General features: G+C 71.4%; 17 protein-coding genes. 3 read left to right on the forward strand and 14 right to left on the reverse strand.

The features are described from left to right. From secD to pgsA, 12 genes are all read right to left on the reverse strand, one after another. Positions 1–1,743, reverse strand: coding sequence for a protein translocase subunit SecD (secD, locus tag ACIQZN_RS21170; protein WP_403995951.1), 1,743 nt, complete (start codon positions 1,741–1,743; stop codon positions 1–3). Between the two features lie 147 nt (positions 1,744–1,890). After that, complete coding sequence (yajC, locus tag ACIQZN_RS21175) at positions 1,891–2,355, reverse strand: preprotein translocase subunit YajC (RefSeq protein ID WP_403995954.1); 465 nt, start codon at positions 2,353–2,355, stop codon at positions 1,891–1,893. A gap of 165 nt (positions 2,356–2,520) precedes the next feature. Next, complete coding sequence (ruvB, locus tag ACIQZN_RS21180) at positions 2,521–3,594, reverse strand: Holliday junction branch migration DNA helicase RuvB (protein WP_403995957.1); 1,074 nt, start codon at positions 3,592–3,594, stop codon at positions 2,521–2,523. A 77-nt stretch (positions 3,595–3,671) separates the two neighbouring features. Then, complete coding sequence (gene ruvA / locus ACIQZN_RS21185) at positions 3,672–4,298, reverse strand: Holliday junction branch migration protein RuvA (RefSeq protein WP_403995960.1); 627 nt, start codon at positions 4,296–4,298, stop codon at positions 3,672–3,674. Continuing rightward, entirely contained in the window at positions 4,295–4,864 is a 570-nt protein-coding gene (gene ruvC, locus ACIQZN_RS21190; RefSeq protein WP_403995962.1) for a crossover junction endodeoxyribonuclease RuvC, read from the reverse strand. The genes ruvA and ruvC overlap by 4 nt, the downstream gene beginning before the upstream one ends. A gap of 131 nt (positions 4,865–4,995) precedes the next feature. Then, on the reverse strand, positions 4,996–5,748 hold the full coding sequence (locus tag ACIQZN_RS21195) for a YebC/PmpR family DNA-binding transcriptional regulator (protein ID WP_403995965.1): 753 nt from the start codon (positions 5,746–5,748) through the stop codon (positions 4,996–4,998). A 61-nt stretch (positions 5,749–5,809) separates the two neighbouring features. Beyond that, positions 5,810–6,403, reverse strand: coding sequence for a pyridoxal 5'-phosphate synthase glutaminase subunit PdxT (gene pdxT, locus ACIQZN_RS21200; RefSeq protein ID WP_403995968.1), 594 nt, complete (start codon positions 6,401–6,403; stop codon positions 5,810–5,812). Between the two features lie 6 nt (positions 6,404–6,409). Then, on the reverse strand, positions 6,410–7,330 hold the full coding sequence (pdxS, locus tag ACIQZN_RS21205) for a pyridoxal 5'-phosphate synthase lyase subunit PdxS (RefSeq protein ID WP_018103870.1): 921 nt from the start codon (positions 7,328–7,330) through the stop codon (positions 6,410–6,412). A gap of 150 nt (positions 7,331–7,480) precedes the next feature. Then, positions 7,481–8,029, reverse strand: a complete 549-nt coding sequence (locus ACIQZN_RS21210) for a membrane protein (protein ID WP_018103869.1) — start codon at positions 8,027–8,029, stop codon at positions 7,481–7,483. A gap of 36 nt (positions 8,030–8,065) precedes the next feature. Next, the gene (locus ACIQZN_RS21215) at positions 8,066–9,226 is read right to left on the reverse strand and encodes a glycosyltransferase family 4 protein (protein ID WP_403995970.1); all 1,161 of its coding nucleotides are present in this window, start codon (positions 9,224–9,226) and stop codon (positions 8,066–8,068) included. After that, entirely contained in the window at positions 9,223–10,170 is a 948-nt protein-coding gene (locus tag ACIQZN_RS21220; protein WP_403995972.1) for a phosphatidylinositol mannoside acyltransferase, read from the reverse strand. The genes ACIQZN_RS21215 and ACIQZN_RS21220 overlap by 4 nt, the downstream gene beginning before the upstream one ends. Beyond that, the gene (gene pgsA / locus ACIQZN_RS21225) at positions 10,167–10,817 is read right to left on the reverse strand and encodes a phosphatidylinositol phosphate synthase (RefSeq protein WP_403995974.1); all 651 of its coding nucleotides are present in this window, start codon (positions 10,815–10,817) and stop codon (positions 10,167–10,169) included. The genes ACIQZN_RS21220 and pgsA overlap by 4 nt, the downstream gene beginning before the upstream one ends. A 363-nt stretch (positions 10,818–11,180) precedes the next feature. Here pgsA and ACIQZN_RS21230 point away from each other — a divergent pair, with 363 nt between their 5' ends. Further along, on the forward strand, positions 11,181–13,391 hold the full coding sequence (locus tag ACIQZN_RS21230) for an elongation factor G-like protein EF-G2 (RefSeq protein WP_403995977.1): 2,211 nt from the start codon (positions 11,181–11,183) through the stop codon (positions 13,389–13,391). 154 nt (positions 13,392–13,545) lie between these two features. After that, positions 13,546–15,216 (forward strand): hypothetical protein, encoded by a 1,671-nt coding sequence (locus ACIQZN_RS21235; RefSeq protein ID WP_403995980.1) that lies wholly within the window; start codon positions 13,546–13,548, stop codon positions 15,214–15,216. A 77-nt stretch (positions 15,217–15,293) separates the two neighbouring features. On the opposite strand, the gene ACIQZN_RS21240 is transcribed toward ACIQZN_RS21235, so the two are convergent. Then, positions 15,294–15,854 carry an HIT domain-containing protein gene (locus ACIQZN_RS21240; protein ID WP_161209369.1) on the reverse strand — a complete coding sequence of 187 codons (561 nt, stop codon included), beginning with the start codon at positions 15,852–15,854 and terminating at the stop codon, positions 15,294–15,296. Between the two features lie 66 nt (positions 15,855–15,920). Here ACIQZN_RS21240 and ACIQZN_RS21245 point away from each other — a divergent pair, with 66 nt between their 5' ends. Next, complete coding sequence (locus ACIQZN_RS21245) at positions 15,921–16,598, forward strand: potassium channel family protein (RefSeq protein WP_403995983.1); 678 nt, start codon at positions 15,921–15,923, stop codon at positions 16,596–16,598. Positions 16,599–16,628: 30 nt separating this feature from the next. On the opposite strand, the gene thrS is transcribed toward ACIQZN_RS21245, so the two are convergent. Then, positions 16,629–18,605, reverse strand: coding sequence for a threonine--tRNA ligase (gene thrS, locus ACIQZN_RS21250; RefSeq protein WP_403995986.1), 1,977 nt, complete (start codon positions 18,603–18,605; stop codon positions 16,629–16,631). Positions 18,606–18,609: the final 4 nt, after the last annotated feature.

Genomic DNA, 18,609 nt, shown 5'->3' on the forward strand with positions numbered 1-18,609 from the left:
TCACGCCTCCTTCGGTTCGGTGGGGGCGTTGACACGGCGGGAGCGGCGCAGCGGCGGCTTGGCGCCGAGGCGCTTCGGGTCCAGACCGGACCACGGGTGGCCGCTGGCGAAGAACTTCTTGCGCGCCATGATCGTCATGAGCGGCTTGGTGAAGAAGAAGACCACGACGACGTCGAGCAGGGTGGTGAGACCCAGCGTGAACGCGAAGCCCTGGACCTTGCCGACGGTGACCACGAAGAGCACGGCGGCGGCGAGGAACGACACGAAGTCGGAGACCAGGATGGTGCGCCGGGCGCGCGGCCAGCCGCGTTCCACGGCGGGGCGCAGCGTACGGCCCTCGCGGATCTCGTCCCGTACGCGTTCGAAGTACACGATGAAGGAGTCGGCGGTGATACCGATGGCCACGATGGCACCGCAGACGGCCGGCAGGTTCAGCGCGAAGCCGATGGCCGGGCCGAGCAGCGACATGATCGTGTAGCTGAGGATGCCGGAGACCAGGAGGCTGAGCAGGGCGATGAACGCCAGACCGCGGTAGTAGGCCACCAGATAGATGACCACGAGGGCGAGGCCGATGGCGCCGGCGATGAGCCCGGCCTTCAGCTGCTCGCCGCCGAGCGCGGCGGTGACGGTGGTGACGCTCTGCTCCTTGAAGGACAGCGGGAGCGCACCGTAGGAGAGCTGGTTGGCCAGGGCCTCGGCGGAGTCCTGGTTGAAGCTGCCGGAGATCTCGGCGCTGCCGCTCAGCTGCTCGCTGACGCGGGGGGCGGAGACGACCTCGCCGTCCAGCGCGATGGCGAACTGGTTCTGCGGCTCCTGCTGCGTGGAGAGCTTCTTGGTGATCGTCTGGAACTGCTTGGAGCCCTTGCCGCTGAACTCCATCTGGACGATCCACATGCCGCGCTGCTGGTCGAAGGCGGCCTTGGCGGTCTTGACCTCGGTGCCGGACACCTCGGCGGGGCCGAGCACGTACTTGGCGTCGCCTTCCTGGCTGCACGCCACGACCGTGTCGCCGGCCTTGCCGCCCTGGGCCGCCTTGGAGCGGGACGCCTTGCTGGAGCAGTCGAGCGACTCGAACTGCTTCTGGAGCTTGGCGGCGGCGGCCTGGTCCTCGGCGGACGCGGACTCGCTGGCCTTCGGCGTGGCGCTGGCCTTCGGCGACGGCGAGGAGTCGGCCTTCAGGGCGCCGGTGACCGCGCGGCCCTGGGTGGTGGCGGAAGGCGACGGGCTGGTGGCCTTGTCACCGTCCGTCGCCTTCTCGGAGGCGGACGCCTTCGGCGAGGGCGAACCGCTGGCCTTGCCGGAGGGCGAGGCGCTGGGCTCGGGGGTGGGCGCGCCCTGGGCGACGGTCAGCACCGGCCGGAAGTACAGCTTGGCGGTGGTGCCGACCTGCTCCCTGGCCTGGGCGGAGTTCGTGCCCTTGGGGATGTTGACGATGATGTTGCGATTGCCCTGGGTCTGGACCTCGGCCTCGCTGACCCCGAGACCGTTGACACGGCGGTTCATGATGTCGACCGCGGTGTCCATGTTGGTCTTGTTGATCGCCTTTTCCTGGCCCGGCTCGGCCTTGGCCTCCAGCGTGATGGAGGTGCCGCCCGCCAAGTCGATGCCGAGTCGCGGCGTCGGCTGGTGGGCCAGGAACATCCCGCCCGTGAGGGCCACCATGGCGATCAGGATCAGCGCCAGGGAACGCCCTGGGTTCCCCTGACCGCCGGCCGCGCCTCGGCCCTTCTTCGGTGCTGCCACCTTGTCGTTTCTCCCTGTCCAACCGCCCCGCGCGGGGTATGCGCCCAAGCGGCCACGAAGTTTAGTGGGGACCCGCCCCCGCGAAGCCACGCGCGGACCGGGGTGCCGGACGCCTCTGGGCTCACGGCATCCCCGGGTCGCTGCGTACTACTTCGCGTCGGCCTCGCCGTCGGCCTTGCCCTCGGACTTCTTGTCGTCCGCGGCCTCGGCGTCGGCGTCGTCGTCGTCCGAGTCGGTCTTCTTGACCAGGTCGGTCTTCGCGTCGTCGGCCTCGGTCAGCGAGGAGGCGTCGTCGGGCACGACCGCGCCGTCGACATCGAGCTCCGGGGTGTCGCCGTGGACGATGCGGTTGTACTCCGCGTCGTCCAGGACGGCGCCGATCGCGTTCTTCGCGTACACGGCGTGGACGCCGGGGGCGACCTCAAGGAGGACCGTGTCGTCGTGAAGCTCCTTGACGGTGGCGTACATGCCCCCGATCGTGCGGACGCCGGTGCCGGGCTGCATGTCACTGCGCATGGCCGCAGCCGCCGCCTGCTTCTTCTTGGCGGACCGCGTCATCAGGAACATGGCCCCGATGAGCACGATGAAGGGGAGGAGAGTCACGGGATTCACGGGACGAATTTCCTTCGCACGACCGCACTGGAGAACGGCCTGGTCTACGGGGGTGGGTACACCGACCCGTTACGGGCGGCATCGGCGGAGTCTAAGCGAGTCCGCATCGATGGAACAACGCCCAGCATGGCACCGTGGTTCCGCTTCCGGTCAACCTGTGACGCATCACGCCCCGAACAAGCCCTGTTGTCCCGTTACGCCGTGCTGCGGCGGGACCATTCCCAGGTGGGCCCAGGCGGCCGGGGTGGCGACCCGTCCGCGCGGCGTCCTGGCCAGCAGTCCTTCCCGTACGAGGAAGGGCTCCGCGACCTCCTCGACGGTCTCGCGCTCCTCCCCCACGGCGACCGCGAGCGTGGACAGGCCCACCGGACCGCCGCCGAACAGCTTGAGCAGCGCCCCGAGCACCGCCCGGTCCAGCCGGTCCAGTCCCCGGGCGTCGACCTCGTACACCCGGAGGGCCGCCGAGGCGATCTCCCGGTCGATCCGGCCGTCGGCCTTGACCTGGGCGTAGTCCCGCACGCGGCGCAGCAGCCGGTTCGCGATACGGGGCGTGCCCCGGGAGCGCCCGGCGATCTCGGCGGCGCCCTCGGCGTCCAGCTCGACGTCGAGCAGGCGGGCGGAGCGGTGGAGCACCCGTTCCAGCTCGGCGGGGGCGTAGAACTCCATGTGCCCGGTGAAGCCGAAGCGGTCGCGCAGCGGGGGCGGCAGCAGGCCGGCCCGGGTGGTGGCGCCGACCAGCGTGAAGGGGGGCAGCTCCAGCGGGATCGCGGTGGCGCCGGGGCCCTTGCCGACGATGACGTCGACCCGGAAGTCCTCCATGGCCATGTACAGCATCTCCTCGGCGGGCCGGGACATGCGGTGGATCTCGTCCAGGAACAGGACCTCGCCCTCCTGGAGCGAGGAGAGGATCGCCGCGAGGTCGCCGGCGTGCTGGATGGCGGGGCCCGAGGTGATCCGGATCGGGGCGTTCATCTCCGCCGCGATGATCATGGAGAGGGTGGTCTTGCCGAGGCCCGGCGCGCCGGAGAGCAGGACGTGGTCGGCGGTGGCGCCGCGGGCGCGGGCGGCCTTGAGGACCAGGTCGAGCTGTTCGCGGACCTTCTCCTGGCCGACGAACTCGTCGAGGTCCTTGGGGCGCAGCGCGGCCTCGACCGCGGTGTCGTCGCCGTCCGCGCCGGCGTCGACCAGCCGCTCGTCGAGCCGGTCGTCCATGCCGGCTCCGGTGTCGTCCCAGTTCATCTCGTCCTGTCCCGCCTCGGATGTCTCGGTGCCCCGCCGCAGGTGCCCGGCCGGGTGTGAAGGGTGGCCCGTGCCGCTCAGCGCGCCCGGTTGAGGGTCTGCAGGGCGGCGCGCAGCAGCTGCGGCACGGGTGCCTGGCCCCCGGCGGCGAGGGCTTCCTCGGCCTGGGGCGCGACGGCGGCGACCGCCTCGTCGGCCTCGCGGGTGGCGTAGCCGAGGCCGATCAGGGCGGCCTGGAGCTGGTCGCGCCAGGAGGCGGAGACGGCGGCGCCGATGCCCTGGCCGGGGGCGTGGGTGCCGAGCGGTTCGCCGAGCCGGTCCTTCAGCTCCAGCAGGAGCTTCTGGGCGCCCTTCTTGCCGATGCCGGAAACGGCGGTGAGCGCCTTCTCGTCACCGGTGGCCACGGCGAGCCGCAGGGCGTCCGGGGTGTGCGTGGCCAGCATGGCCTGGGCGAGCCGGGGGCCGACGCCGCTGGCGGTCTGGAGGAGCTCGAAGACCTGCCGCTCGTCGTCGTCGGCGAAGCCGTAGAGGGTCAGCGAGTCCTCGCGGACGACGAGTGAGGTGGCGAGCCTGGCCTCCTGGCCGATGCGCAGGGTGGCCAGGGTGTTCGGGGCGCACTGGACGGCCATGCCGATGCCGCCGACCTCGATGACGGCCGTGGTCGGGGAGAGCGCGGCGACGGGGCCGGTGACGAAGGCGATCATCGGGGGACCTTCCGGACGGGTACGGCTGCGGTGCGCGGGACGCGCGGGGTGCGGGCGGCGGCCGCCGCGTGCGCCTGCTGGAGGCGGTTGACGGCGGGGGCGCGCCAGATGTGGCAGATGGCGAGCGCCAGGGCGTCCGCGGCGTCGGCCGGTTTCGGCGGGGCGTCCAGCCGCAGGAGCCGGGTGACCATGGCTCCCACCTGCGCCTTGTCGGCGCGTCCGCTGCCGGAGACGGCGGCCTTGACCTCGCTGGGCGTGTGCAGGGCTACGGGGAGGCCGCGCCGGGCGGCGCAGAGCATGGCGACGGCGCTGGCCTGGGCGGTGCCCATCACCGTACGCACGTTGTGCTGGGCGAAGACCCGCTCGACGGCGACGCAGTCGGGGCGGTGCTCGTCCAGCCATTGTTCGATGCCGCGCTCGATCGCCACGAGCCGGTCGCCGAGCTCCGCGTCGGCCGGGGTGCGCACGACACCCACGCCGAGCATGGTGAGCGGGCGGCCCGCGACGCCCTCGACCACGCCGACCCCGCACCTGGTCAGTCCCGGGTCCACGCCGAGCACGCGCACGCTCGTCCCTCCCTGCCGATCGGTCAACTGTTCCCGTGTTTCAGCAGGCTATCGGTCGGCACCGACAATGCGGCGGGCCGGCGGGGTGTGTCCCCCGCCGGCCCGTCCACAACGGCTGCGTCGGACGCGGCTCAGGCGTCGACCTTCGCCATGACCTCGTCGCTGACGTCGAAGTTGGCGAAGACGTTCTGCACGTCGTCGCTGTCCTCCAGCGCGTCGATCAGCTTGAAGATCTTGCGCGCGCCCTCCTCGTCGAGGTCGACCTGCATGGTGGGCAGGAAGTTGGCCTCGGCCGAGTCGTAGTCGATGCCCGCCTCCTGGAGCGCGGTGCGGACCGCGACCATGTCGGTGGCCTCGCTGACGACCTCGAAGGAGTCACCGAGGTCGTTGACCTCCTCGGCGCCCGCTTCGAGGACGGCACCGAGCACGTCGTCCTCGGCCAGCTCGCCCTTGGGGACGATGACGACGCCCTTGCGGTTGAAGAGGTACGCGACGGAACCCGGGTCGGCCATCGAACCGCCGTTGCGGGTCATGGCGACCCGGACGTCGGACGCGGCGCGGTTGCGGTTGTCGGTGAGGCACTCGATGAGCACCGCGACACCGTTGGGGCCGTAACCCTCGTACATGATCGTCTGGTAGTCGACGCCGCCCGCTTCGAGACCGCCACCGCGCTTGACCGCGGAGTCGATGTTCTTGTTCGGGACCGAACTCTTCTTCGCCTTCTGGATCGCGTCCACGAGGGTCGGGTTGCCCTCGGGGTCCACACCACCGGTGCGGGCCGCGACCTCGATGTTCTTGATCAGCTTCGCGAAGAGCTTGCCGCGCTTGGCGTCAATCACGGCCTTCTTGTGCTTCGTCGTAGCCCATTTAGAGTGGCCGGACATCTGCCTTCTCCTTCGCGTCACCAAATTCCGTACGAACCCGAGAGATCCTACCGGGATCGAGTCACCCGGCCGCGCGCACCATCTCGGTGAAGTACGCGTGGAGCCGGTGGTCCCCGGTCAGTTCCGGGTGGAACGAGGTGGCGAGGGCGTTCTGCTGCCGTACGGCCACGATGTGACCGCCGTGCTCGGCGACGACCTTCGCGCCGGCGCCCACGGACTCGACCCAGGGGGCCCGGATGAAGACGCCCTCGACCGGCCCGCCGTCGATGCCGGCGACGTCGACGGCCGCCTCGAAGGACTCGTTCTGCCGCCCGAAAGCGTTACGGCGCACGATCATGTCGATGCCGCCCAGCGTCTCCTGGCCGGACCGGGGGTCGAGGATCTTGTCGGCCAGCAGGATCATCCCGGCGCAGGTGCCGTACACCGGCATCCCGGCCGCGATCCGCTCGCGCAGGGGCTCCAGCATGCCGAAGAGGGCGGCCAGCTTGGACATGGTGGTGGACTCGCCGCCGGGCAGGACCAGGCCGTCCACCTCGGCCAGCTCCTCGGGACGCCGGACCGGCCTGGCCAGGGCGTCCGCCGAGGCCAGGGCGATCAGGTGCTCCCGTACGTCGCCCTGGAGGGCCAGGACTCCGATCACAGGGGTGTCGTTCATCGGTGACTACCAGCCGCGGTTGGCGTAGCGCTCGGCCTCGGGCAGCGTGTCGCAGTTGATGCCGACCATGGCCTCGCCCAGGTTCCGGGAGGCGTCCGCGATGATCTTCGGGTCGTCGTAGAAGGTGGTCGCCTTCACGATGGCCGCGGCACGCTTGGCCGGGTCGCCCGACTTGAAGATCCCGGAGCCGACGAAGACGCCCTCGGCACCGAGCTGGCGCATCAGCGCCGCGTCGGCCGGGGTGGCGACACCGCCCGCGGAGAACAGCACGACGGGCAGCTTGCCCAGCTCCGCGACCTCCTTGACCAGCTCGTAGGGGGCGCGCAGGTCCTTGGCGGCGGCGTACAGCTCGTTGTTGTCGTAGCCGCGCAGCCGGGCGATCTCGTTCTTGATCTGGCGCAGGTGGCGGACGGCCTCCACCACGTTGCCCGTGCCGGCCTCGCCCTTGGAGCGGATCATGGCCGCGCCCTCGGCGATACGGCGCAGCGCCTCGCCCAGGTTGGTGGCGCCGCAGACGAAGGGGGTGGTGAAGGCGAACTTGTCGCTGTGGTTGACCTCGTCGGCCGGGGTCAGGACCTCGGACTCGTCGATGTAGTCGACGCCGAGGGACTGGAGGACCTGCGCCTCCACGAAGTGACCGATGCGGGACTTGGCCATCACCGGGATGGACACCGACTCGATGATCTCCTCGATCATGTTCGGGTCGGACATCCGGGCCACGCCGCCGTCCTTGCGGATGTCCGCCGGCACCCGCTCCAGGGCCATGACCGCCACGGCGCCCGCGTCCTCGGCGATCTTCGCCTGCTCGGCGTTGACGACGTCCATGATCACGCCGCCCTTGAGCTGCTCGGCCATGCCGCGCTTGACGCGGGCGGTGCCGGTGGCCGGGGCGTCGGCGGACTGCGGGGTGCTGGGAAGCGTGGACACGGATGACCTCACTGGGGGGAGCGAATGCGGACGCGCCGAATGACGCGGTCCCGAGCAAACTCCCCCGCACCAGTCCACAGCAAGGGCCAATAGGAGGCCGGTGGATCGTTTTCGCCTACGCCCCCTCGGACGGGGGCAGGCCACTGTCCGTCAGCTGCCCGGCCGGTCCGCCAGGGCCACCGGCGGCTCGTCGTCCATCTCGAAGGCCAGCGGGAACGGCGCGTGCCCCGCCAGCCGGAACCACCGCACCGTACGGTGCCGGCGCAGCGCCCGCGCCGCCCGGACCGCGTCGTTGTGGAAGCGGCGCGCCATCGGCACCCGCCGCACCGCCGCCGCCAGCTCGGACGCCGCCTCCTGGCCCCCGGGGATCTCCCGTACCGCCTCCACCTGCGCACTCTCGCCGAACACCGCGCGCAGGGCGGTGCTCAACTCGCTCTCGGCGACCTCGCGGTGGTCCTCCGGCGACTGCCTCGCGGCGTGCGCGGCCTCGTACAGCACGATCGACGCGGCCGGGTCGAGGACGCCGGAGGTGGCGAGCTCCTGGGTGACCGAGGCCCGGCGCAGCAGTTGCGCGTCGAGGGCCGCCCGGGCCGCGTCGATCCGGGTGTGCAGCCGGTCGAGGCGGCCGGCGGTCCAGCTGAGGTACAGGCCGATCGCGACGAGCACCACGACGGCCCAGATGATGAGGGTTACGGTCACGGGCGGCAAGGCTACCGGGGCGCGGGCCCCGGCCGGTCACTCCCGGGCCAGCCCGAACCGGGCCCGCAGCCCCGTGCGTTCGTCGGCCGCCACCGAGGCGGCGCCGTCCGTCACCGTCTCGTACACCGCGAGGATGTCCGCCCCGACCGTCGACCAGTCGAAGCGCCGCACATGGGCGCTCCCCCGCTCGCGCAGCCCGGCGCGCCGCTCCGGGTCGCCCAGCAGCCGGACCGCCGCATCGGCCAGCGCGTCCGCGTTCTCGTTGGCGAACAGCTCGCCCGCAGCGCCCTGGTCCAAGACCTGCGCGAAGGCGTCCAGATCGCTGGCGAGGACCGGCGCGCCCGCCGACATGGCCTCGACCAGGATGATCCCGAAGCTCTCGCCCCCGGTGTTGGGCGCCACGTACAGATCGACGCTGCGCAGCAGCCGCGCCTTGTCCTCGTCGCTCACCATGCCCAGGAACTCCACGCGCGAGCGCATCTCCTTCGGCAGCGAGGCGACGGCCTCCTCCTCGTCGCCCCGGCCGGCCACCAGGAGCCGGGTCTCCGGGCGGGCGGCCAGGATCGCGGGCAGCGCGCGCATCAGCACGGGCAGGCCCTTGCGGGGTTCGTCGATGCGGCCGATGAAGCCGATCGTGCCGCCCTGCCACTCGGGGCGGGGCTCGGCCCGCGCGAAGAAGTCGACGTCCACCCCGTTCGGGATGACCACGGCATCGCCGCCCAGATGCTCGACCAGGGTCCGGCGGGCGTACTCGCTGACCGCGATCCGCGCGCTGATCTTCTCCAGCGCGGCCTGGAGGATCGCGTACGCGGCGATCATCGCCCGGGAGCGCGGGTTGGACGTGTGGAACGTGGCGACGATCGGCCCCTGCGCCGCCCAGCAGGTCAGCAGCCCCAGCGACGGCGAGGTCGGCTCGTGGATGTGGATGACGTCGAACGTGCCCTCGTGCAGCCAGCGCCGCACCCGGGCCGCCGACAGGAACCCGAAGTTCAGCCGGGCCACCGAGCCGTTGTACGGGACCGGCACGGCCCGGCCCGCGGAGACCACGTACGGCGGCAGCGGTGTCTCGTCGTCGGCCGGGGCCAGCACGGACACCTCGTGGCCGAGCCGGATCAGGTGCTCGGCCAGGTCGCGGATGTGGAACTGCACACCGCCCGGAACGTCCCAGGAGTACGGGCAGACGATGCCGATCTTCACGTCGGGTCTCCGCTCCGGTCTCCACGGGGTTCGAGGTCGGCGAGCCAGAGCCGTTGCAGCATGTGCCAGTCCTCCGGGTGCGCGGCGATGCCCACGGCGAACGCGTCGGCCAGGGCCTGTGTCATCACCGACGTCCTCGCGGCCCGGTCGCCCGACTCCGGCACCTCGACCGGCGGATGGATGCGTGCCTTCATCACCGGCGTGTCGTCGTACGAGAGCGTCACCGGCAGCAGCAGCGCGCCGGTCTGCTGGGCCAGCAGCGCGGGCCCGGCCGGCATCCGGGCCGTATCGCCGAAGAACGACACCTCGATGCCCGACGAGGACAGATCGCGGTCGGCGACCAGGCAGACCAGACCGCCCGACCGCAGCCGCCGGGCCAGCGTCCCGAACGCGGCACCGCCGGTGTGCGGCAGCACCTCCATGCCCAGGCCCTCGCGGTAGGCGACGAACCGGTCGTACAGCGATTCCGGCTTCAGCCGCTCGGCGACCGTGGTGAACGGCACCTTCAGATCCGTGGTCACCCACGCCCCGGCCAGGTCCCAGTTCCCCAGGTGCGGCAGGGCGAGGATCACCCCGCGCCCCGAGTCGAGCCCGTCCGTCAGCCGGTGCGCGTCCGTGACGTCGATCGACGCCTTGATCCGCGCCGGGCTCCAGGTGGGCAGCCGGAACGACTCCATCCAGTAGCGCATGTACGAACGCATGCCGGCCCGCGACAGGGCGGCCAGCCGGGCCGGATCGGCGTCCGGCACGACCCGCTTCAGGTTGGCCTCAAGACGCAGCACGCTCTTGCCGCGCCGCTTCCACACCTGGTCGGCGAGGGTACGGAAGAGGGCCCGGGCGGCCGGTTCGGGCAGCGTCTTGACCGCCGCCCAGCCCAGCCCGTACAGCGCGCCGCTCAGCCGCTCCTTCGCGCCGGGCCGCGCGTCGGCGCCGGCCACGCTCACTGCCCGGCCGCGTCCGCCGTGTCCGCCTCGGCGGACTCGCGGCGCACGGTGACGACCCGCTGGACCAGCGTCACGAGGCTGCCGACGGCGACGATCCACAGCGCGATCGGCAGCAGGACCTGGATGCCCGGCACCCCGAACTTGTGCAGACCCGCGAGACCGGCCGCCACCAGCGAGATCACCAGGCGCTCGGCGCGTTCCACGAGCCCGTTGACCGCCACCGGCAGCCCGATCGCCTCACCGCGCGCCTTGGTGTACGAGACCACCTGGCCGCTCGCCAGGCAGAAGATCGCGACCGCGCACAGGATGTTGTCGTCGCCGCTGCCCGCGTACCAGAGGGCGAAGCCGCCGAAGATCGCACCGTCGGCGACCCGGTCGAGGGTGGAGTCCAGGAACGCGCCCCACCGGCTGGAGACGCCCGCCTGGCGCGCCATGTTCCCGTCGACGAGGTCCGAGAACACGAAGATCGTGATGACGATCGTGCCCCAGAAGAACTCCCCCATCGGGAAGAAGACCAGCGCACCGGCCATCACCCCGGCCGTGCCGATCAGGGTGACCGCGTCCGGGCTCACGCCGAGACGGAGGAGCAGTGCGGCGAACGGCGTGAGGACACGCGTGAAAAAGGCACGCGCGTACTTGTTCAGCATGGCCTTCCCGAGGGGTAGCTGGGCCGCGTGACCCCGTCGGCCACCGGCTGGAGGGTGCTGAAGGCCCTGGCCGGATCAGGGAGCGGTGGCCGGTGCGTGCGGCTGCAAGGCGCCGGAGCGTCTCCATGGCGGAGCCATGAAGGCGTTTCGGCAACGCCGCAGACGTGCGTGCCGGGCGCCGCGAGCCCGGCCAGGGCCTTCAGCACCCTCCGCGCCCATCGTAGTCACGCTCTGCGGCGTCCACCGTCCGGGCACCCCGGACGCCCCTGTGGACGCGGCCCCCAGGCAGTGCCAAGCTCGAAATACCGCGGGCGTCGCCGCCCCTGAGCGCGTGCCCGTGCGCCACCGACGGGAGGCATGATCATGGGCGACAAGGCACACGCACGCACCGGAGCCGCCGGAGGGACACCGGCGGCCGGCCACCACCCCCGCGCCCTGCGCAACGTGGCACTGGTCGGCCACAGCGGCTCCGGCAAGACCACGCTGGTCGAGGCCCTCGCGCAGACCGCGGGCGCCCTCGGCCGGGCGGGCCGGGTCGAGGACGGCACGACCGTCTCCGACCACGAGGAGATCGAGCACCGCCAGAACCGGTCCGTCCAGCTCTCCCTGGTCCCCGTGGACTGGGACGGGCACCGGATCAACCTGCTGGACACCCCCGGGTACGCCGACTTCGTCGGGGAGGTCAGGGCCGGGCTGCGCGCGGCGGACGCGGCCCTCTTCGTCGTCTCGGCCGCCCAGGAGGCCGAGGCCGTCGCCGCGACCACCCGGGCCCTGTGGGAGGAGTGCGCCGCCGTCGCCATGCCCCGCGCCCTCGTGGTCACCCACCTCGACACCGCCCGCACCCCGTTCGACGCCATGACCCGGATCTGCGGGGAGCTCTTCGGCGGCGACGACCCCGACGCCGTACTCCCCCTCTACCTGCCCGTGCTCGGCCCCGAGGCCGCCGACGGGCACGCCCCGCTCACCGGCCTCACCGGCCTGCTCACGCAGCGGATCTTCGACTACTCCGGCGGCGCGCGCACCGAACACCCCCCGTCCGGCGACGAGCAGGCCCCCCTGGCCGAGGCCCGGGCCCGCCTCATCGAGGGGATCATCGCGGAGAGCGAGGACGAGACCCTGATGGACCGCTACCTCGGCGGCGGGACCATCGACACCGGCACCCTGATCACCGACCTCGAACGCGCCGTGGCCCGCGGCACCTTCCACCCCGTCCTCGCCGCCGCCCCCGCCGCCGAGGGCGCCCGCCAGGGCATCGGCACCGTCGAACTCCTCGACCTGATCACCGGCGGCTTCCCGACCCCCCTCGAACACCCGCTGCCCGCCGTCACCACCCCGGACGGCTCCCCGCTCCCCGCCCTGGACGGCGACCCCGAAGGGCCCCTGGTCGCCGAGGTCGTCAAGACGTCCTCCGACCCCTACGTCGGCCGGCTCTCCCTCGTCCGCGTCTTCTCCGGCACCCTGCGCCCCGACGACACCGTCCACATCTACGGCCACGGCCTCGCATCGCCCACGCACGAGGACATCCCCTGCCACCAGGAGCGCACCCGCGTCGGCGCCCTCACCTCACCCTTCGGGAAACAGCAGCGTCCCCTCGACGCGTGCGTCGCCGGCGACCTGGCCTGCGTCGCCCGGCTGGAGACCGCCGAGACCGGCGACACCCTCTCCGGCACCGGGCACCCGCTCCTCCTCGAACCCTGGACCACCCCCGACCCCCTGCTCCCGCTCGCGGTCCGGGCCCACAGCAAGGCCGACGAGGACAAGCTCTCCCACAGCCTGGCCCGCCTCGTCGCCGAGGACCCGGCCATGCGCCTCGAACAGAACCCGGACACCGGACAGCTCGTCCTGTGGTGCCTGGGCGAGGCCCACCTGGACGTCGCCCTGGACCGGCTGCGCGACCACTACGGCGTCCAGGTCGACACCGTCCCGCACCGCGTCGCCCTCCGCGAGACCTTCGCCGGACCCGCCACCGGACGCGGCCGCCACGTCAAGCAGTCCGGCGGCCACGGCCAGTACGCGGTCTGCGAGATCGACGTCGAACCCCTGCCCGCGGGCTCCGGCATCGCATTCGAGGACCGGGTCGTCGGCGGCGCCGTCCCCCGCGCGTTCATCGCCTCCGTCGAGAAGGGCGTCCGCGCCCAGGCCGCCCGGGGCGTCGCCGCCGGACACCCCCTGGTCGACATCCGGGTCGTCCTGCGCGACGGCAAGGCCCACTCCGTGGACTCCTCGGACGCCGCCTTCCAGACCGCCGGCGCCCTGGCCCTGCGCGAGGCCGCCGCCGAGGCGCACGTCCAGCTCCTGGAACCGGTCGCCGAGGTCGGCGTCCTGGTGCCCGACGACTACGTCGGCCCGGTCATGAGCGACCTCTCGGGCCGCCGGGGCCGGGTCACCGGCACCGAACAGTCCGGCTCCGGACGCACCCTCGTCCGCGCCGACGTGCCCGAACTGGAGATCGGACGGTACGCGGTGGACCTGCGCGCCCTCACCCACGGCACCGGACGCTTCGACCGCTCGTACGCCCGCCACGAACCCATGCCCCCGCGGCTCGCCGACCGCGTCCTCGCCCAGCAGGGGTGACGCGAAAGCGCCCACTCCCGCGAGCGTTGTCCACAGGGCCGGACGGCGGACGTATCCGGACGATACGCTGAGACCCCAGCTCAGAAAGTGTGCCGGGCACGACAGTTGGGAAACAGCCGCAGGAGCGGTTCCTCGGTGGCGAGTGGGGGCGACAGTGGCCAGCAACGGATTCGATTTCTCACCTGGAGCGCAGATTCCGCTCCAGGGTTCGGGAGGCGCGGCGGTGGCGACCAACGCCCTCGCCTCCGCCGCGTACCGCGACAGCCCGGTGGAGGACATCCTCAAAGCCAACAGCGAGTGGCACAAGTCCGAGGTGAAGGGGGGCCGTTCCGGCTTCCTCAAGTCCGACTACTTCAAGCCCAACCTCGGCGAGGCGTTCGCCCGCGCCGTACAGGAGCGCATGCTCGGCGGCGCCCGCAAGGACCTCATCCAGTCCTTCGGCACCGACCCGCAGACCGTGGTCGAGCACTGCCTCTCCGCCAACAGCCTCCGCAAGGCACGGGACACCCGACTCACCGCCGTCACCGTGCTGTTCGGCTTCCTGTTCCTGCCCGGCATGCTGCTGTGGGTCATCGTCTTCCGGCTGCGCGACGGCTTCGCCAAGACCAAGGACCGGCTCCTCACCACCCTCGGCAACAGCCTGCTGCCCCTCGTCGGCATCGGCATCGTCTTCCTGATGGTCCGGCTCCCCCTCACCGGACTCCTCGGCCTCTACCTGCGCGCGATGTTCGTCGCCCCGGTCATCGGCTGGTACATCGCCAAACGGATCGCCGAACGATCCGCCCAGGACATGCGCGCCCGCTGGGAGGGCCTGCTCTCCGGCGGCGGCGTCACCGCCAAGATCCCCGAGACCGTCCCGAAGAACCCCAGCGAGACCGCCCGCGAGGCCCTGCGCCAGGGACTGGAGAAGCTCTCCGCCGAACAGCAGTCCAACTCCGTCTTCTACGCCGGCCCCAAGGGCATCCTCGGCATGGGCACCCGCTGGGGCAGCTGGCAGCTCGCCGAGGACCTCCTCCCCAAGGAACCCGGCAAGGAGATCCACCAGTTCCGCAGCTGGGACGTCATCCGCGTCATCCACGACCAGCTCAAACTGCTGGAACGCGGCCCCCTGAACACCGGCGGATTCCCCGCCCCCTCCGTCACCCACTGGATCGTCACCCCCATCGGGGAGAACGCCGACGCCGTCACCCGCCCCCAGGGCGAGGACGTCGCCACCTACCAGATCAAGCCCCACGAGATACAGCGGATCTGCAACCACCAGCAGTTCGGCGGCGGCAACCGCCACTACCTCGGCGTGCAGTTCACCCTCTGGGACGGCCAGCTCGTCATCACCATGATGATCACCGTCACCGTCCTCTACGAGACCCTGCGCATCGAGGTCACCGGACACGCCCTGGGCCCCGTCCACTCCCTCTTCACCTCCAAGCCCGCAGCGAAGACCCGGACCGTCAACAAGACCGTCCGCTTCTGGGAGACCCGCGACATCACCCTCTCCCTGGTCGACGCCCACGAGGTCACCCGCCTCGCCCTGCGCGCCCCCTTCACCTGGTATCCGCCGCTCCTGGACTACCTCGGCGGCAAGATCGCCCTACCCGAGCCCTTCGGCCTCCGCCACGCCTGGGCCGAGAAGCCCTGGCGCCACCGCTTCATGGCCGACGACGCCATGCGCGCCGCCACACCCGTCCTGCGCGTCGTGCACAACGCCGCCATCAAGGTCCTGGAGGAGCACGGCGTGGACACCGAGCGCTTCAACAGCCGCTCGTCGGTCCTGAGCGGCCTCGTCCAGCAGCCCATCCCCGGCAAGGCCGACCTCTACGACGCGTAGCAGCCCGCGTACGCGAACGGGGCGCCCCGGAAGACATCCGGAGCGCCCCGCACGGCGAGCGAAAGGACCCAGGCGGATCAAGCGGCCGGCCAGGCGTCCGCCAGCATCTTCCGGGTGTCCGCCAGCAGCTGCGGCAGCACCCGGGTGTGCCCCACCACCGGCATGAAGTTGGCGTCACCACCCCACCGCGGCACCAGATGCTGATGCAGGTGCGCGGCGATGCCCGCCCCCGCCACCGCGCCCTGGTTCATCCCGATGTTGAAGCCGTGCGCACCGGAGGCCGCCCGCAGCGCGCGCATCGCCCGTTTCGTGAAATCGGCCAGCTCCGCAGTCTCCGGACCGTCCAGCTCCGTGTAGTCCGCGACATGCCGGTACGGCACCACCATCAGGTGCCCCCCGTTGTACGGGTACAGATTCAGCACGGCGTACACCTTCGCACCGCGCGCGACGACGAGCCCGTCCTCGTCCGACTTCTCCGGAATCCCGCAGAACGGACAGCCGTCCCCCGCCTCCGGGCCGGTCGGCTTGTTCTCGCCCTGGATGTACGCCATCCGGTGGGGCGTCCACAGGCGCTGGAACGCGTCGGGCGTCCCCACTCCGATCTGCTGCTCCGGCTCACTCGTCATGCCGGCCAGCATATTGCTTCACCTGTGCGGAGCGTGTCGCCGGGGCTGATCCCGTACCCGCCCCGCGATGCTGGGCCGATGAGCGCGCGCACCCCGGACCGGCCCCCTCCCGCTCTCACCCGCTGGGAGCGGCGCACCGAGGTCCCGCTCCTCGCCGCCTCCCTGGTCTTCCTCGCCGGCTACGCGTTCCGCGTCCTCGCCCCGTACGACGCCGAGCCCTGGCACGACATCTCCCTCGCCCTCGTCGGCGCGACCTGGCTGCTCTTCGTCCTGGACTACGCGGTGCGCCTGCGGCTCAGCGGCCTCGGCCCCCGCTTCGTCCGCGTCCACTGGCTCGACACCGTCGTCCTCGTGCTGCCGCTGCTGCGCCCGCTGCGCATGGTGCGGGTCTACACGGCCGTCCAGGAGAAGCGGGACCGCCCGCGCCTCGGCCTGTACGCGCGGGTGATCTCGTACGCCGGCCTGACGGCCGTGCTCCTCGGCCTCTCGGCGGCCCTCAGCGTGTACCACTGGGAGCACGACGCCCCGGGCGCCTCGATCCGCACGTTCGGGGACGCGGTCTGGTGGGCGTGCGAGACGCTGACGACGGTGGGTTACGGGGACGTGGTGCCGGTCACCTTGGGGGGCCGGATCATCGCGGCGGGCCTGATGGCATGCGGCCTGGCGCTGCTGGGGGCGGTGACGGGCTCCTTCTCGTCGTGGCTGATCCAGGTGTTCCGGAGGCAGGACGAGAAGGAGCCCCCGGCGAGCGGGTAGCTCGGCCGGGGGCCCCTGAAAAGGCTCGGATCAGACCTGGACGCGGTCCTCGACGGCCTTGGCGATCTTGGCGATGGCCTCGTCGACCGGGATGCCGTTCTCCTGTGAACCGTCGCGGTAGCGGAAGGAGACGGCACCGTTGGCCATGTCCTCATCACCCGCGATGATCATGAAGGGAACCTTGTTCTTCTGCTGGTTCCGGATCTTCTTCTGCATGCGGTCCGAGGAGGCGTCCACATCCACCCGCAGCCCCTGCTTGCGGGCCTTGGCCGCGAACTCCTGGAGGTACGGGATGTGGGTGTCGCCGATCGGGATGCCGACCGCCTGGACCGGGGCCAGCCAGACCGGGAACGCACCCGCGTAGTGCTCGAGCAGCACCGCGAAGAAGCGCTCGATGGAGCCGAACAGCGCGCGGTGGATCATGACCGGGCGCTGCTTGGAGCCGTCCGGACCGGTGTACTCCAGGTCGAACCGCTCGGGCAGGTTGAAGTCGAGCTGCACGGTCGACATCTGCCAGGTACGGCCGATGGCGTCCTTGCACTGCACCGAGATCTTCGGGCCGTAGAACGCGGCTCCGCCCGGGTCCGGAACCAGGGGCAGCCCCTGCTTCTCGGCGACCTGGCGCAGGGTCTCGGTGGCCTCTTCCCAGGTCTCGTCGGAGCCGACGTACTTCTCCGGGTCCTTGGTGGACAGCTCCAGGTAGAAGTCGGTGAGCCCGTAGTCGCGGAGCAGGTTCAGGACGAAGGTGAGCGTCCGGTCCAGCTCCTCCGCCATCTGCTCGCGGGTGCAGTAGATGTGCGCGTCGTCCTGCGTGAAGCCGCGCGAGCGGGTCAGGCCGTGCACGACGCCCGACTTCTCGTACCGGTACACGGTGCCGAACTCGAAGAGGCGCAGGGGCAGTTCACGGTACGAACGGCCGCGCGCGTCGAAGATCAGGTTGTGCATCGGGCAGTTCATCGGCTTGAGGTAGTAGTCCACCCCGTCGTCGAGCTGCATGGGCGGGTACATGCCGTCGGCGTACCAGTCCAGGTGGCCGGACTTCTCGAAGAGCTTGCCCTTGGTCGCGTGCGGCGAGTAGACGAACTCGTAGCCCTCCTCCTCGTGCCGGCGGCGCGAGTAGTCCTCCATGGCCCGGCGGATGACGCCGCCCTTGGGGTGGAAGACCGCGAGACCGGGACCGATCTCGTCCGGGAAGGAGAAGAGGTCCAGCTCGTTGCCGAGCTTGCGGTGGTCGCGCTTGGCGGCCTCCTCCAGGAACTCCAGGTGCGCCTTCAGCTCGTCCTTGGTCGGCCAGGCGGTGCCGTAGATGCGCTGGAGCATCGGGTTCTTCTCGCTGCCCCGCCAGTACGCGGCGGCGTTCCGCATCAGCTTGAAGGCCGGGATGAACCGGGTGGTCGGCAGGTGCGGACCCCGGCAGAGGTCCTTCCAGCACAGCTCGCCGGTCTTCGGGTCGAGGTTGTCGTAGATGGTCAGCTCGCCGCCGCCCACCTCGACGTCCGCGCCGTCGTCCGAGGAGGCGGAGCCCTTGATGCCGATGAGCTCCAGCTTGTACGGCTCGTCGGCCAGCTCCTCGCGGGCGGCCTCGTCCGTCACGACCCGGCGGGAGAACTTCTGGCCCCGCTTCTGGATCTCCTGCATCTTCTTCTCGATGGCCTTGAGGTCCTCGGGCGTGAACGGCTTCTCGACGTCGAAGTCGTAGTAGAAGCCGTCCTTGACCGGCGGGCCGATGCCGAGCTTGGCCTCGGGGTGCAGCTCCTGCACGGCCTGGGCCATCACGTGCGCGGTGGAGTGGCGCAGGATGTTGAGGCCGTCCTCGGAGGAGATCTGGACGGGCTCGACGGTCTCGCCGTCCTTGAGCTCGTACGCGAGGTCCTTCAGCTCGCCGCCGACGCGGACCGCGACGACGGTGCGCTCGCCGGGGAAGAGCTCGGCCGCCGTAGTGCCCGTCGTCACCACGCGCTCTTCCCGCTCGGAATCGCGTTGGATGGTCACACGGACGTCTGACACCGGT

The organism is Streptomyces sp. NPDC097595, from assembly GCF_044761525.1.
Classification (GTDB): domain Bacteria; phylum Actinomycetota; class Actinomycetes; order Streptomycetales; family Streptomycetaceae; genus Streptomyces; species Streptomyces drozdowiczii_A.

Excerpts from the sequence above, each read along its gene's own strand:
- ruvB (WP_403995957.1), bottom strand. The coding sequence starts at position 3,594 with ATGAACTGGGACGACACCGGAGCCGGCATGGACGACCGGCTCGACGAG.
- ruvA (WP_403995960.1), bottom strand. The coding sequence starts at position 4,298 with ATGATCGCCTTCGTCACCGGCCCCGTCGCCGCGCTCTCCCCGACCACG.
- ACIQZN_RS21195 (WP_403995965.1), bottom strand. The coding sequence starts at position 5,748 with ATGTCCGGCCACTCTAAATGGGCTACGACGAAGCACAAGAAGGCCGTG.
- pdxT (WP_403995968.1), bottom strand. The coding sequence starts at position 6,403 with ATGAACGACACCCCTGTGATCGGAGTCCTGGCCCTCCAGGGCGACGTA.
- pgsA (WP_403995974.1), bottom strand. The coding sequence starts at position 10,817 with ATGCTGAACAAGTACGCGCGTGCCTTTTTCACGCGTGTCCTCACGCCG.
- ACIQZN_RS21230 (WP_403995977.1), top strand. The coding sequence starts at position 11,181 with ATGGGCGACAAGGCACACGCACGCACCGGAGCCGCCGGAGGGACACCG.
- ACIQZN_RS21240 (WP_161209369.1), bottom strand. The coding sequence starts at position 15,854 with ATGCTGGCCGGCATGACGAGTGAGCCGGAGCAGCAGATCGGAGTGGGG.
- ACIQZN_RS21245 (WP_403995983.1), top strand. The coding sequence starts at position 15,921 with ATGAGCGCGCGCACCCCGGACCGGCCCCCTCCCGCTCTCACCCGCTGG.